13 protein-coding genes and 1 pseudogene are annotated in these 12,994 nt (G+C 68.2%); 8 read left to right on the top strand and 6 right to left on the bottom strand.

Going from position 1 to position 12,994, the window contains the following annotated elements:
* The first annotated feature begins 25 nt into the window (after positions 1–25).
* The 5 genes from ASC46_RS11040 to ASC46_RS11060 all read left to right on the top strand — a co-directional run bounded on the left by ASC46_RS11040 (position 26) and on the right by ASC46_RS11060 (position 4,891).
* Complete coding sequence (locus ASC46_RS11040) at positions 26–574, top strand: cupin domain-containing protein (RefSeq protein ID WP_055459345.1); 549 nt, start codon at positions 26–28, stop codon at positions 572–574.
* A gap of 121 nt (positions 575–695) precedes the next feature.
* Positions 696–1,748, top strand: a complete 1,053-nt coding sequence (locus ASC46_RS11045; RefSeq protein WP_055459346.1) for an ABC transporter substrate-binding protein — start codon at positions 696–698, stop codon at positions 1,746–1,748.
* Positions 1,749–1,865: 117 nt separating this feature from the next.
* Positions 1,866–2,921, top strand: a complete 1,056-nt coding sequence (locus tag ASC46_RS11050) for an ABC transporter ATP-binding protein (RefSeq protein ID WP_055459347.1) — start codon at positions 1,866–1,868, stop codon at positions 2,919–2,921.
* Positions 2,918–4,105 carry an ABC transporter permease gene (locus ASC46_RS11055; RefSeq protein ID WP_055459348.1) on the top strand — a complete coding sequence of 396 codons (1,188 nt, stop codon included), beginning with the start codon at positions 2,918–2,920 and terminating at the stop codon, positions 4,103–4,105. Before ASC46_RS11050 ends, ASC46_RS11055 begins: the two co-directional genes overlap by 4 nt.
* A gap of 3 nt (positions 4,106–4,108) precedes the next feature.
* Positions 4,109–4,891, top strand: a complete 783-nt coding sequence (locus ASC46_RS11060) for an ABC transporter permease (protein ID WP_055459349.1) — start codon at positions 4,109–4,111, stop codon at positions 4,889–4,891.
* A gap of 292 nt (positions 4,892–5,183) precedes the next feature.
* On the opposite strand, the gene ASC46_RS11065 is transcribed toward ASC46_RS11060, so the two are convergent.
* The 3 genes from ASC46_RS11065 to ASC46_RS11075 form a co-directional block, all read right to left on the bottom strand.
* The gene (locus tag ASC46_RS11065; RefSeq protein ID WP_055459350.1) at positions 5,184–6,695 is read right to left on the bottom strand and encodes a tripartite tricarboxylate transporter permease; all 1,512 of its coding nucleotides are present in this window, start codon (positions 6,693–6,695) and stop codon (positions 5,184–5,186) included.
* A gap of 17 nt (positions 6,696–6,712) precedes the next feature.
* Positions 6,713–7,180: a tripartite tricarboxylate transporter TctB family protein gene (locus ASC46_RS11070; protein WP_245280526.1), complete on the bottom strand. Its 468-nt coding sequence runs from the start codon at positions 7,178–7,180 to the stop codon at positions 6,713–6,715.
* 66 nt (positions 7,181–7,246) lie between these two features.
* Positions 7,247–8,215 carry a Bug family tripartite tricarboxylate transporter substrate binding protein gene (locus ASC46_RS11075; protein WP_055459352.1) on the bottom strand — a complete coding sequence of 323 codons (969 nt, stop codon included), beginning with the start codon at positions 8,213–8,215 and terminating at the stop codon, positions 7,247–7,249.
* A 107-nt stretch (positions 8,216–8,322) separates the two neighbouring features.
* Between ASC46_RS11075 and ASC46_RS11080 the strand changes: the two genes are divergently transcribed.
* The 3 genes from ASC46_RS11080 to ASC46_RS11090 are packed head-to-tail and all read left to right on the top strand — an operon-like array spanning position 8,323 to position 11,463.
* Positions 8,323–9,000 (top strand): response regulator transcription factor, encoded by a 678-nt coding sequence (locus ASC46_RS11080; RefSeq protein ID WP_055459353.1) that lies wholly within the window; start codon positions 8,323–8,325, stop codon positions 8,998–9,000.
* Positions 8,987–10,360, top strand: a complete 1,374-nt coding sequence (locus ASC46_RS11085) for a sensor histidine kinase (RefSeq protein WP_055459354.1) — start codon at positions 8,987–8,989, stop codon at positions 10,358–10,360. Before ASC46_RS11080 ends, ASC46_RS11085 begins: the two co-directional genes overlap by 14 nt.
* Positions 10,357–11,463 (top strand): ABC transporter substrate-binding protein, encoded by a 1,107-nt coding sequence (locus ASC46_RS11090; RefSeq protein WP_055459355.1) that lies wholly within the window; start codon positions 10,357–10,359, stop codon positions 11,461–11,463. The genes ASC46_RS11085 and ASC46_RS11090 overlap by 4 nt, the downstream gene beginning before the upstream one ends.
* A 32-nt stretch (positions 11,464–11,495) precedes the next feature.
* Here ASC46_RS11090 and ASC46_RS11095 read toward each other — a convergent pair whose 3' ends face one another.
* The 3 genes and pseudogenes from ASC46_RS11095 to ASC46_RS11105 form a co-directional block, all read right to left on the bottom strand.
* On the bottom strand, positions 11,496–12,302 hold the full coding sequence (locus tag ASC46_RS11095) for a TIM barrel protein (RefSeq protein ID WP_055459356.1): 807 nt from the start codon (positions 12,300–12,302) through the stop codon (positions 11,496–11,498).
* A 172-nt stretch (positions 12,303–12,474) separates the two neighbouring features.
* A pseudogene (locus ASC46_RS21940) lies at positions 12,475–12,639 on the bottom strand (threonine dehydratase); the annotation flags it as partial.
* Positions 12,640–12,662: 23 nt separating this feature from the next.
* Positions 12,663–12,994, bottom strand: a 332-nt coding sequence (locus ASC46_RS11105) for an integrase core domain-containing protein (protein ID WP_245280527.1), incomplete at its 5' end; no start/stop codon positions are given.

Below are 12,994 nucleotides of genomic sequence, written 5' to 3' on the forward strand. Positions count from 1 at the left end.
CGGGCCCGTTGCAACCGGAGCCGCCATGCCGCAGATCGGATCGCACCTGAAGGAGCTGCGCCGCCGACGCGACCTGAGCGTGCGCGAGCTCGCGCTGCGCTCGGGCATCTCCCATTCGGCCATCTCGCTCATCGAGCGCGACCGCATGAGCCCGTCGGTCGACACGCTGAGCGCCATCCTCGATGCGCTCGGCACGACGCTGCCGGGCTTCTTCGCGGACCTTTACTCCAGCGTTCCGCACTCTCCCTTCTACGCCGCGCACGAATGGATCGAGATCGGCAAGGCCGCGACCGTTTCCTATCGCATGGTGGGCATCAACCACCCCAACCGGCAGATCCTGATGCTGCACGAGACCTATGCCCGCGGGGCGGATTCGGGCGAGGCCTTCGCCCACTCCGCCCAGGAGGCCGGCATGGTGACGCGCGGCGCCGTGGAGCTCACGGTAGGCGGCGAGAGCCGCGTGCTGCACCGGGGCGACGGCTATTATTTCGACAGCCGCCTGCCGCACCGCTTCCGCAACGTCTCGGACGGCGAGAGCGAGATCGTGAGCGCCGTCACGCCGCCGACCTATTAGAATTGCCTTGCTGTTGACCGGTTGCACCAACGTGGTGATTATCGTCACCGCCGGACGGTCGAGAGCTTTCAAGTCCCCCGAAATATGCTTGCCTTCGGGGATAACAACAGAGGGGAAAGTCATGCGATCGGTGAGGACATTCGCGCTCGTCGGCTGCCTGTCGGCCGTCGTCGGCGCATGGGGGATTATCGGGGCCGAGGCGCGCGACCTCACGGTTGTGTCCTGGGGCGGCAACTACCAGGACGCCCAGCGCAAGATCTATTTCGAGCCCTTCGCGAAGCAGAGCGGAAAGCCGCTGCTCGACGAGAGCTGGGACGGCGGCATCGGCGTCATCGCCGCCAAGGTCAAGGCCGGCGTGCCGAACTGGGACGTCGTGCAGGTGGAATCTGAGGAACTCGCTCTCGGCTGTGCCGACGGTTTCTACGAACAGCTTGACTGGGACAAACTCGGCGGAAAGGACAAGTTCCTGCCGGCCGCCGTGAGCGACTGCGGTGTCGGCGCCATCGTTTGGAGCACGGCGCTCAGCTATGACGCGGACAAGCTGAAGGAGGCGCCGGCCTCCTGGGCCGACTTCTGGGACGTTCAGAAGTTTCCCGGCAAGCGCGGCCTCAGGCGCGGGCCGAAATACGCGCTCGAATTCGCGCTCATGGCGGACGGCGTCGCCCCGGCCGATGTCTACAAGGAGCTCGCGACGCCCGCCGGGGTGGACCGCGCCTTCAAGAAGCTCGACGCCTTGAAGCCCCATATCGTGTGGTGGGAATCGGGCGCCCAGCCGCTGCAACTCCTCGCCTCCGGCGAGGTGGTGATGACGAGCGCCTACAACGGCCGCATCTCCGGCATCAACAAGGCCGAGGGCAAGAACTTCAAGGTCGTCTGGCCGGGCAGCATCTACGCCATTGACAGCTGGGTGATCCTTAAGAACAGCCCCAACAAGGACGCCGCAATGGACTTCATCGCCTTCGCGAGCGCGCCCGAGAACCAGGTGAAGCTGCCCGAATATATCGCCTACGGGCTGCCCAACAAGGAAGCGGCCGGCGCCGTACCGGCCAATCTCCAGGCGGACCTGCCGACCGCGCCGGACAACCTCGCCGGGGCGATCCCGCTCGATGCCGACTTCTGGGTGGACAACATCGAGGAACTCAACAAGCGCTTCAACGCCTGGCTGGCCCAGTGAGGGCGGCAGCCGGCTGACCGATCCGGGGCGGGCGCCGCCGTCCGGCCCGGATTTCCTTTTCGTCCGGCCTCGGCCGCATGCTTCGCGTGCCGCCGGGCCTACGGCATGGGCGGAGCAATGGGCGCCTTCATCGCGTTTCAAGATGTCACCAAGAAATTCGGAGCTGTCACGGTCGTCGATCACCTCGATCTCGAGATCGCCAAGGGCGAGTTCCTCAGCCTTCTCGGCCCCTCCGGCTCCGGCAAGACCACCATCCTGATGATGCTCGCGGGCTTCGAGCGCCCGAGCAGCGGGAGCATCCTCCTTGCGGACAGGCCCATCACCCATCTGCCGCCCCATCGCCGGCAGATGGGTGTGGTGTTCCAGAACTACGCCCTCTTCCCGCACATGACCGTGGCGGAGAACGTCGCCTTCCCGCTCGAGATGCAGCGCGTGCCGCGCGCCGAGATCACCCGGCGCGTCGAGCGGGCGCTCGACATGGTGCGGCTCAGCCCCCTCAAGGACCGCAAGCCGTCGCAGCTGTCCGGCGGGCAGCAGCAGCGGGTGGCGCTGACCCGCGCCCTCGTCTTCGAGCCGGACGTCATCCTCATGGACGAGCCACTCGGCGCCCTCGACAAGCAATTGCGCGAGCACATGCAGCTCGAGATCCGCGACCTGCACCGGCGCCTCGGGCTCACCATCGTCTTCGTCACCCACGACCAGTCGGAGGCGCTGACGATGTCGGACCGCATCGCCGTCTTCAACGCCGGCAAGGTCGAGCAGATCGACACGCCGCAGGCGGTCTACGACCGCCCGCGCACCCGCTTCGTGGCCGAGTTCATCGGCGAGACCAATCTCGTCGAGGGCAAGGTCGTGGAGGCCGGGGCGCAGCAGGCCGTGGTGCGCGTGGGCGAGGCTGCGCTCAACGTTTCGGGAGAGGTCTCCGCCGGCCGGGATGTGTCGCTGTCGCTGCGCCCTGAACGGATCCGGCTCGGCAAGGAGCCGGCCGCGGCCAATGCCCTACCCGTTACCGTCGCCGACTGCATCTACCACGGCGATCACATGCGCCTCGTGCTGAAAAGCGGGCCGCTCGAGCTTGTGGCGCGGGCCGAGCGCCTGGCTGGCGACTGGGCGGTGGGCACCGAGGCCGTCGCCTCCTTCGACCCGCAGGACTGTACGGTGCTCGCTTCATGAGCCGCGCCTCTGTCCGGGACAGGTCGCGGGCCTTCGCGCTCGTCGCGCCGCTCATCCTCTTCCTCGCCCTCTTCTTCGTCTGGCCGCTGTGGACCATGGTGACCGCGTCCGTGGTCGACGACGCGGTGACGAAGGTGCTGCCGCGCACCGCCGCCGCCATGGCCGACTGGGACGGAAGCGACCTGCCGCCGCCGGCCGTGCATGGCGCGCTCGCGGAAGACCTGCGGACGGTGCAGGACCAGCAGGCCCTCGGCGAGGCAGTGCGCCGGCTGAACAGCGCCGTCTCCGGCTTTCGTACCCTTCTCACCCGCACCGTGACGGCAGCGCGCGAGGCGTCGGACCCGGCCACGCTCGATCTTTCCACCATCGACCCGCGCTGGAGCGAGCCCCGCTTCTGGCGCGCTATCAAGGAGGCTGTGCCCCCCTATACCGACCGCAATCTGCTCGCTGCGCTCGACCTCAGGCGCGACGCCGGCGGCAGCATCGTCGCGGAGGAGCCGGGGGCGGCGGCAAACCGCATCATCATGCTGCGGACCTTCGTGATTGCCGGCTCGGTGACGCTCGCCTGCGCGGCGATCGGCCTGCCCTATGCAATGCTAGCCGCCGCCGCGAGCGGCGTCATGCGCGCCCTCCTGCTGCTCGCCGTGCTGCTGCCACTCTGGACCTCGCTTCTCGTGCGCACCGCAGCCTGGTTCATCCTGCTGCAGCAGGAGGGCCTCATCAACCGCGCGCTCGCCGCGCTCGGCCTCATCGACGCGCCGCTGCCGCTCATCTTCAACCGGCTCGGCGTCATCATCGCCATGACGCACGTCCTGCTGCCGTTCATGGTGCTGCCCATCTACAGCGTTCTCATCGCCGTGCCGCGCAACCTGATGCCGGCGGCCGCCTCGCTCGGGGCGGGGCCGATCCGCGCCTTCTGGCGCGTACTGCTGCCGCTCGCCATGCCGGGCCTGATGTCGGGCTGCCTGCTCGTCTTCATGGTGGCCATCGGCTACTACATCACGCCCGCGCTCGTCGGCGGCGCCAACGACCAGATGATCTCCTCGGTCATCGCCTTCTATGCGCTCGGCACCGCCAACTGGGGCATGGCGGGGGCTCTCGGCCTCATCCTGCTCGCGGTCACGCTGCTGCTCTACCTCGTCTACGGGCGGCTTTCGCGCTCGCCGCAACTGCCGGGGGCCTGAGCCATGCTGCGCGCGCTCCAGATCGTCTTCGGCAGTCTCGTCGTCGCCTTCCTGATCCTGCCGATCATCGCCATCCTGCCGCTCGCCTTCACGTCGAGCGTGTTCCTCACCTACCCCATCCCCTCCTATTCGCTGCGGTGGTTCGAGGAACTCGTGACCGCCGATGTGTGGCGCCTGTCCATCATCAACAGCCTGATCGTCGGCGGCGGCGCGACCCTTCTCTCGACCGTGCTCGGCACGCTCGCGGCGCTCGGCCTGCGCGGCAACGCCCTGCCCCTCGCCGGCCTCCTGAGGACGCTCTTCCTCCTGCCCATGGTCGTTCCCGCCGTCGTCCTCGGCGTCGGCATGCAGATCTTCCTCGTCCGTCTCGGCCTCGCCAGCACCTATCCGGGCGTCATCATCGCCCATGCGGTGCTCTGCGTGCCCTTCGTCGTGGTGAGCGTCTCGGCGGCGCTGCAGGGCATTGATCCGGCGGTCGAGAAGGCGGCCATGAGCCTGGGCGCGCCGCCCATCACGGTCTTCCGCCGCGTCACCCTGCCGCTTGCAGTGCCGGGCGTCGTGTCCGGCGCCGTCTTCGCCTTCGCCACCTCCCTCGACGAGGTGGTGATCACGCTCTTCGTGGCGGGCCCCAACCAGCGCACCCTGGCGCGGCAGATGTTCTCGAGCATCCGCGAGAACATCAGCCCGACGGTGGCGGCGGCCGCGCTCCTCCTCATCGTCGGCACGCTGTGCCTCGCGGCCCTCGCCGCCCTTCTGCGCCGCCGCGAGAAACCTGCGGTGGCGTGATGGACACCAATCCTGCCGGATGCAGGCTCAGAACGCGCGCCACGCCCTGATGGCGCAGGAGGTCGCCGGCAAGGAACAGGCGACCGCTGCATCGTCCAAAGGCAGGTTGCTCTGGCGAGCGGCTTCCCGCGGCCGTGGCCGCGCTCCGTCATCGCGACGGCGCGATCCGGATCGAGCGCACGCATCGGCTGCTCGAGCGCCTGGGCAAGGTTGCCTTTGAGGCCACGCCCGGGCCGGCGAAGATGGCTCCTTCCGCCAGGCTCGGGCGTGATCCGGCGATAGCGCCCGCCCTCTAGGAGACCTGCGGCGACGGTGCGGCCGCGCGCCGGGCGAGGCGGCCGATGGCGAAGGGCAGCACCGCCATGGCCGCGGCCATGATCCACAGCACGATGGAAATGGTGCTCTGGAACAGGATCGACAGGTCGCCGCCGCTGATGGCAAGGGCGTTGCGCAGGTTCACCTCCATCACACGCCCAAGGACGAAGCCGAGGATGATGGGCGCCATGTCGAAGCCGAGCTTGCGCAGCAGCCAGCCGACAATCCCGATGCCGAGCATCATCACGACGGCGAGCACGCTGGCGTGGGTCGAATAGACGCCGACGATCGACAAGACGAGGATGCCCGGCACCAGAACCCAGTTCGGCAACTGCAACACCCGCGAGAAGACGCGCACCAGCGGCAGGTTGAGGATGAGCAGCAGGATGTTGCCGATGTAGAGCGAGGCGATGAGACCGCCGATCAGCTCCGGCCGCTCGGCGAAGAGCTGTGGCCCGGGCTGGATGTTGTAGAGCATGAGCGCGCCGAGCATCACCGCCGTGGTGCCGCTGCCCGGCACGCCGAGCGTCAGCATCGGCACGAAGGCGCCCGCCGCCGTCGCGTTGTTGGCTGCTTCCGGCGCGGCGAGGCCGCGCACGTCACCCTTGCCGAAGGTGCCCTCCCGGTCCGAGAGGCGCTTCTCCGTGGTGTAGGAGACGGCGCTGGCGACGGAGGCGCCGGTGCCCGGCAGGACGCCGACGGTGAAGCCGATGACCGAGCTGCGCAGCGCCGGGCCGATGCAGCGCACGATGTCGGCCCAGCGGGCGAAGGTGCGGCCGGCGACCTTGATGACGCTGCCGCCCTTCGCCTGGTGCTCGAGCATGAACATCGCCTCCGAGATGGAGAACAGCCCGATCACCAGTACGACGAACTCGATGCCGTCGCCGAGCTCCGGCTCGTTGAAAGTGAAGCGGTAGGCGCCCGAGGTCGCGTCGAGCCCGACGGTCGCCAGCATCAGGCCGATGACGCAGCCGATCAGCGTCTTGACCGGCTGGCTGCCCACCATGGAGCCGAGGGTGGCAAAGGCAAAAATCATGAGCACGAAATATTCGGCCGGGCCGAAGCCGATGGCGAGCGTGCTGAGCAGCGGCGCGAAGAAGGTCAGGCCCACGACGCCGAGCGTGCCACCGACGAAGGAAGCGAGGCCGCTGATCATCAGGGCCTCGCCAGCCCGGCCCTGGCGAGCGAGCGGGTTGCCGTCGAGCGCCGTCATCACAGCGCCGGCATCCCCCGGCACGTTGAGCAGGATCGACGAGATGCGCCCGCCGTATTCGGCGCCCATATAGATACCGGCGAGCAGGATCATCGTGCTCTCGGGCGGCAGACCCATGGTATAGGCGATGGGCAGAAGCAGGGCGATGCCGTTGATCGGCCCGATGGCCGGCAGAGCCCCGATCAGCGTGCCGAGGAAGCAGCCGGTAAAGCCGATGGCGAGGTTAAGCGGGCTGAGGGCGACAGAGAAGCCTGCCCAGAGATAGCTCAGATCCATCTTCGCACTCCTTCAACTCACATGCCGAAGACGGCACCGCCCGGCAGATAGACCTCGAGCAGATAGCGGAAGACGGCGAACCACAGCGCCGCCTGCGCGAGGCCGCCGAGAATGGCAAGGCGCCATGAGGCCCCGAAGAGGCGGCCGACACCCGTCACCAGGATCGTGACGGCGACAGCAAAACCCAGCGGTTCCAGCAGCAGCGCGGCGGCGAGCACCAGGCCCGGGATGGCGAGCGACTGGGCGAGCAGCCGGCCCTGCGGCCACGGCTCGGCCCCACCCGGTCTGAGGAGATAGATCACCGACAGGAGCGCCAGCGCTCCTGCCAGCATCATTGGGAAGACCCGCGGCCCGAGGGGATCCGACGAGAACGAATAGGCGATGCGGCTCGCCTCGAAGCCGTAGAGGAGAGCGAAGACCAGGAGGACGATGGCGCCGACGCGATCGCTCCTGCCCGCCCCGCGAGGACCGGTCGAAGAGGTCATGGGCTTCATCCCGATGTGAAAAGGGCGGCCCCCTTGCGGGAAGGCCGCCACGTGGTGAACTGGCGATCAGAGGCCGGCTTCGGCCGCCAGCGCCTTGAAGCGCTCCACGTCCTTCTTGACGTCACGCTCGAAATCGGCGCCGAGGACCGTGTAGGGGTAGAGGCCGCGCGCCTCGCGCTCCTGCGCGAATTCGGGCGTCTGCGACAGCTTGCGGAAGGTCTCGACCCAATCCTGATACTGCGCGTCGGTGATGTTCTTGCCTGTGTAGAAACCACGCCACACCACCCAGTCGATGTCGAGCCCCTGCTCGCGGGCGGTTGCCACGTCCTTCAGATCGCCCGGCAGACGCTCCGGCGCCATGACGGCGAGGATGCGCACCTTGCCGGCGGCATGATGCTTGGCCATTTCGGCCGCGTCGCCGGCGGCGATCTTGATGTGCCCGCCTTCGAGCGCAGTCAGCACCGCTCCGCCGCCTTCGAGGGCGACATAGCGCATCTTCTTGGGATCCTGACCGGCGCTCTTCGCCACGAGTGCGCCCTTCATCCAGTCCTGACTGCCGACGGCGCCGCCGCCGCCGATGGGAAAATCGCCGGGCGCTTTGCCATAGGCCTCGACGAGATCCTTCAGGGACTTGTAAGGCGAGTCCGCGGCCACGACGATGACGCCGTAGTCGGCGCCCAGCGCGCCGATCCAACGCACAGCGCTTTCGTCGTACTGGCCGAACTTGCCTTGCGCAAGAAGGAGGGCCGAGCCGCTCGACGCCGCCGTGATCAGCGTCGGATCGCTCGACCGCTTGCCGACGACATGATTGTAGGCGACGGCCCCGACGCCGCCCTCCATGTAGGTCACCGGCATCGGCTTGTCGATCAGCTTGGCGGCGAGCAGCGCATTGCCGGCCAGACGGCAGGTCAGATCGAAGCCGCCACCGGGCTTGGCGCCCGCCAGGCATTCCGTCTTCTCCGGAGCGGCCACGGCGGCACCCGCCATGAAGCCGGCGAAGCCCAGGACAAGCGCGTTGACGAGGATCTTCTTCATCGGTTCCCTCCCTGTGGAATCAAGGTAACGCTCTGTTTGTGCGGAGCTTGGCCGTTACGGTAGGATCGAAACCTGTCATCCACCTGTCACAGCGAGCAGCGGAAGGGATGCGCATCTTTCTGGTCGAGGATACGCGCGACGTCGCCGAGGCGATCATCGAGCGCTTTGCGCGCATCGGCCACGTTGTGGACTGGGAGACGAGCGTCGATGCCGCCGTCGCGGCGCTCGAAGATGCGCTTTACGACCTCGTCATCCTCGATGTGATGCTGCCCGACGGCAGCGGCTTCTCAGTCCTGCAGCGGCTGCGCAATGCCGGCGGCACGGTACCCGTCCTGATGCTGACGGCGCGCTCCGAGATCGAGGACCGGGTGAGCGCACTCGACATCGGGGCCGACGACTACCTCGTCAAGCCGTTCGACTTCCGCGAACTCGAGGCCCGGGCGCGCGCCCTCATGCGCCGCCGCCACGGCGACGCCACCAATCTGCTCGCCTGCGGCGACATCTTCATCGACCGCTCGGCCCGTTCCGTGCGCGTCGGCCAGCGCGAGGTTCATCTGACGCGCCGCGAGGTGACACTGCTCGAGATCCTCGCTACCCGCCCGGGGCGCGTGTTCAGTAAGGACGACCTGCTCGATCAGGTCTTCGGCTGGGACGAGGAAGCGCCGTCGGCCAATGCCGTCGAGCTCTACATCGGCCGCCTGCGCAAGAAGCTGCACGGCGCCTCGGCCCAGATCGTCACCGTGCGCGGCTTCGGATATCAGCTGGTGGCCGATGGTCCGGCGTGAACCGTCACTGTTCGCCCGCCTCATCGTCCTCATCGCCATGGTGCTCGCCACCGGGGCGGCCGCGCTGACCACCGCCGCCTGGTATTACGCAAGGGCTGCGGCGAATGAGGCCTACGACCGGCTGCTCGTCGGCGCCGCCTACCAGATGGCCGAGGCAGTGCATGTGCAGGACGGTACCCTGACCGTCGAGTTGCCGATGTCGGCCTTCGAACTGCTCGCCCTGTCCGAGCGTGACCGCATCTTCTATCGGATCGTCGACACCTCCGGCCGCACGCTGACAGGCTACGGCGATCTGCCGCTGCCCGGCAGCGAGCCCCCCGCACCCGACCGGCCGGCACTCAGCAACGGCACCTTCATGGGCGCGCCGGTGCGCCTTGTCCGGGCATCGCGCGCCTTCGCCGACCCCTCGGTGCAGGGGCGCGTCGACGTGGTGGTGGCTCAGACCGTCGAGGCGCGCACAGCCCTCGCGCGCGAGCTCACCCTGCGCGCCGTGGGGCTGATCCTCGCCATGAGCACGCTGGCCCTCGGCGGCACCATCTTCGCCATCCGCCATGCGCTCAAACCCATGGCGCGCGTCGGCGCAGTCCTGCGCGAGCGCGACCCGCATGACGTCACGCCCATAACGGTCGCCACGCCGCGCGAACTGCGACCCTTCGTGTCCGCCATCAACACCTTCATCGCGCGCCTGAAGAGCCGCATGGACCTGATGCAGCAATTCGTCGCCGACACCGCCCACCAGATCCGCACACCGCTGGCGGCCCTCAAATCTCAGGTGGACCTGCTCTCGCACCATCTCGGAGAGCCGCAGGCGCGCCAGCATCTGGCGCGCGTCGAGGAACGGGTCGACCAGTTGTCGCGCCTCGTCGGCCAGTTGCTCAGCCATGCGATGATCAGCCATCGCGCCGGTGCAGTGCCCTTCGCCCCGGTCGACGTCACCGAGACTGTCCGCCGCGCCATCCGCGAGGCAGTGCCTGATACCCTCGACCGCGATATCCTCACCATGCTGGAGGTGCCGCCGCAGCCCATCGAGGTGCGCGGTGACGCCATCAGCCTGAAGGAGGCGGTGAAGAACGTGATCGACAACGCCGTGCGCCACGGCGCCGCGACGCGCCTGACGGTGCGCCTGCGCGAGGAGAACGGCACGGTCGAGATCGAGGTCGAGGATGATGGCCCGGGCATCGCGCCGGAGCTATGGCCGCGCGTCGTCGAGCGCTTCGGCGCCCCGTCGCCCGGCGGCTCCGGCCTCGGGCTGTCGATCGCCGCTGACGTGCTCGCCGCACACGGCGGCAGTCTCGGCTTCCGCCGTGACAACGAGAACAGCTTCGCCGTCGTCATGCGCATTGCCGGAAGAGCCTCATGAAGCGCCATTCCATTCTGCGTCATCGCCTCGCGACGCTTTGCCTGTCGATTTTGACGGTGCCGTTCTCGGCCACGCTGCCGCATGCGCAGGAGGCGACGACCTTCCCGGCGGTGGCGGCGGAAATCGAGGTGTTGTCGATCCACGCCGCGACCGACCTGTCGGCCATGGAGCCGCTGATCCGCGACTTCCAGGCCCTTTTTCCCAACACCCGCATCGAATTCGTCGAATACGTCACCAACGACCTCTATGCCGCTGCGGCCGAGGCCTGCCGGCAGGGCAAGGCCCTGGGCGACGTGCTGCTCTCCTCCTCCGTCGACCATCTGGTGAAGCTCGCCAACGACGGCTGCGCCCGCGGCATTGCCTCACCCGAAACGGCCGCGGCGCCGCGCTGGGCCAACTGGCGCGGCGACGTCTTCGGCTTCACCTTCGAGCCCGTGGTGTTCGTTTACAACCGCAGCAAGGTGCCCGCGGGCGACGTCCCGAAGACGCATCTCGAGCTCGCCGACCTGCTGCGCCTCAAGCCAGAGACCTATGCCGGCCAGGTCGGCACCTACGATATCCGCCTATCGGGCATCGGTTTCCTGCTCGCCTTCTACGATTCCCAGGAGACGACGACGACCTTTGGCCGCTTGCTGGAGAGCCTCGGGCGCGCTCATGCGGTGATCCGCTGCTGCACAAGTCAGATCCTCGACGAGCTCGAAGCCGGCCGCCTCTCGATCGGCTACAACATGCTCGCATCATATGCTTATGCGCGCGTGAGGGCCGGCGCCAACCTTGGCATCGTCATGCCTGCCGACTACACCCTGGTGCTCAGCCGTGGCGCCATGGTGCCCGCCCATGCGCCGCGCGCCGACGCCGGCACCCGCTTCGTCAACTACCTCCTCTCCTCTCGCGGGCAGGAGGTGTCGCGGCGCGAGGCCTTCTTCTTCGGCGCGGGCGGCGAGATGCCGCCGGGCGTCGAGGGGGCCTCCTCCATCGTGCGCACGGGCATCGCCCGCCCCATTGCCATCGGCCCGGCGCTGCTCGCCGTGCAGGATCACGAGCGGCGCCGACGCTTCATCAGCGACTGGGGACGCACCCTCGTCGAGATGAGTACGCCCTAGGGGCCGGGCCGATCATGCCCCAGCCCCCGTCCTCATCCGTTGAGGCGGTCCCCGATGAAGGCCATGCTCTCGCGCAACGCGGCGGCTGGATCGGCAAGGTCATGGACGCCGGGTGCAAAGGGCTCGAAGGACAATGCCCCGGCATAGCCCCCCGCGACGAGCGCCGCGATCTGTCCGACGTTGTCGAGCCGATCGTCCGCGGCGACGAGCTCCCGGTGCCCATCGCGCATATCCGCGACCGAAACCGCGTCATCCGCAACGCCCGAGATGTGAACCAGGCCGGTCAGCTCCGGGAAGAGCTGAGACTCGCCCGCGAGGTAATGGTGGAAGGTGTCATGCACCAGGCGGAACACCCCCTCCCCGCCCACGGCTGCGATGGCGGCGGCAGCATCGGCCTTCGACCGCAGCGACGAGAAGGCGAAGCCGAGCGGCTCGACGAGGCCCGTGAGGTTGCGCTGCAAGAGGATCGGCTTCAGGGCGGAAAGCGCCCGTTCGAGCTTTTCCTGGTTCTTTGGCGTGCCGTCGCAGACGGGCACCAGAACGATGCCCCGGGCGCCACAGGCGGCGGCGTAGTCGGCAAGCACCGCCGCCTCGGCCGCCCGGGCCGGCGTCCAGTCGTTGAAGCGCTGCAGGGCGTTGATCGAGAGGATCGTCAGGCCCGCCACCTCCGCCGTCGCGCGCACGACCCCGGGCGGCGTGCCGTCGGCAATGGCGGTGTCATCGAGATCGTTGCGAATCTCCACCGCGTCGATGCCGAGTTCGCACGCCAGCGCGACGAAGCCGGCGAGGTCGCGCCGGGGCGCGGCCATGTGGTTGAGGGCAAAGCGAGGTGTCGTCATGGGGCATCCCGTCAAGGGCATCGTCAGGCATCGCCAGGGGCGGCGAGCGATCGTCATCATTCTCGCCGAAGGCGCCCGCTGCAACCAGTCCTCGCCGGGCGGGAGGAGGATCAGGCAGACCGCCTTCACCCGCTCCTCTTCGATGCCGTCGGCCCGCGGCGCGGCTCGCATCTCAGCGTACTGGTTGGCGTGCCATCATCTCGAGATAGAGGTCACGGTCGATATTGCCGCCGGACAGGATGACCGCAACTTCCTTGCCGCGCATGATTCGACGTTCTTTGAGGAGGGCGGCGAGCGCCGCCGCGCCGGCGCCTTCCGCCAGATTGTGCGTATCTGACCTGCCCCCCGCCGGTCCCTCATTCATTGTGAGAGCCCAGGGGTTTGGTAGCTGATCTCCATCGCCGGCGGTAGCGGCCGGGCGGTGGAGCTGATTACGTTGCGCAACCGCCCGGCCGCGGGGTTCAGCCGCACGGCTTCGGGGGTAAGCCCGCCGTGCGCCGAGTGTGGGCGCACGTGGTTGTAGTCGAGCCGCCAGCGCTCGATCACGGCGCGGGCCTCGGCCAGATTGGCGAAGACCTCCTCGTTCAGACACTTGTCGCGCAGCTTGCCGTTGAAGCTCTCCACGAAGCCGTTCTGTTGCGGCTTGCCCGGCGCGATGTAGTGCCAGTCGACGCCGGTGCGATTGGTCCATT

Source organism: Chelatococcus sambhunathii, assembly GCF_001418005.1.
Taxonomy (GTDB): Bacteria; Pseudomonadota; Alphaproteobacteria; order Rhizobiales; family Beijerinckiaceae; genus Chelatococcus_A; species Chelatococcus_A sambhunathii.

What these genes read in the sequence shown, in the direction of transcription:
- ASC46_RS11040 (WP_055459345.1), top strand. Translation starts at nt 26, where the DNA reads ATGCCGCAGATCGGATCGCACCTGAAGGAGCTGCGCCGCCGACGCGAC.
- ASC46_RS11045 (WP_055459346.1), top strand. Translation starts at nt 696, where the DNA reads ATGCGATCGGTGAGGACATTCGCGCTCGTCGGCTGCCTGTCGGCCGTC.
- ASC46_RS11050 (WP_055459347.1), top strand. Translation starts at nt 1,866, where the DNA reads ATGGGCGCCTTCATCGCGTTTCAAGATGTCACCAAGAAATTCGGAGCT.
- ASC46_RS11055 (WP_055459348.1), top strand. Translation starts at nt 2,918, where the DNA reads ATGAGCCGCGCCTCTGTCCGGGACAGGTCGCGGGCCTTCGCGCTCGTC.
- ASC46_RS11060 (WP_055459349.1), top strand. Translation starts at nt 4,109, where the DNA reads ATGCTGCGCGCGCTCCAGATCGTCTTCGGCAGTCTCGTCGTCGCCTTC.
- ASC46_RS11065 (WP_055459350.1), bottom strand. Translation starts at nt 6,695, where the DNA reads ATGGATCTGAGCTATCTCTGGGCAGGCTTCTCTGTCGCCCTCAGCCCG.
- ASC46_RS11070 (WP_245280526.1), bottom strand. Translation starts at nt 7,180, where the DNA reads ATGACCTCTTCGACCGGTCCTCGCGGGGCGGGCAGGAGCGATCGCGTC.
- ASC46_RS11075 (WP_055459352.1), bottom strand. Translation starts at nt 8,215, where the DNA reads ATGAAGAAGATCCTCGTCAACGCGCTTGTCCTGGGCTTCGCCGGCTTC.
- ASC46_RS11080 (WP_055459353.1), top strand. Translation starts at nt 8,323, where the DNA reads ATGCGCATCTTTCTGGTCGAGGATACGCGCGACGTCGCCGAGGCGATC.
- ASC46_RS11085 (WP_055459354.1), top strand. Translation starts at nt 8,987, where the DNA reads ATGGTCCGGCGTGAACCGTCACTGTTCGCCCGCCTCATCGTCCTCATC.
- ASC46_RS11090 (WP_055459355.1), top strand. Translation starts at nt 10,357, where the DNA reads ATGAAGCGCCATTCCATTCTGCGTCATCGCCTCGCGACGCTTTGCCTG.
- ASC46_RS11095 (WP_055459356.1), bottom strand. Translation starts at nt 12,302, where the DNA reads ATGACGACACCTCGCTTTGCCCTCAACCACATGGCCGCGCCCCGGCGC.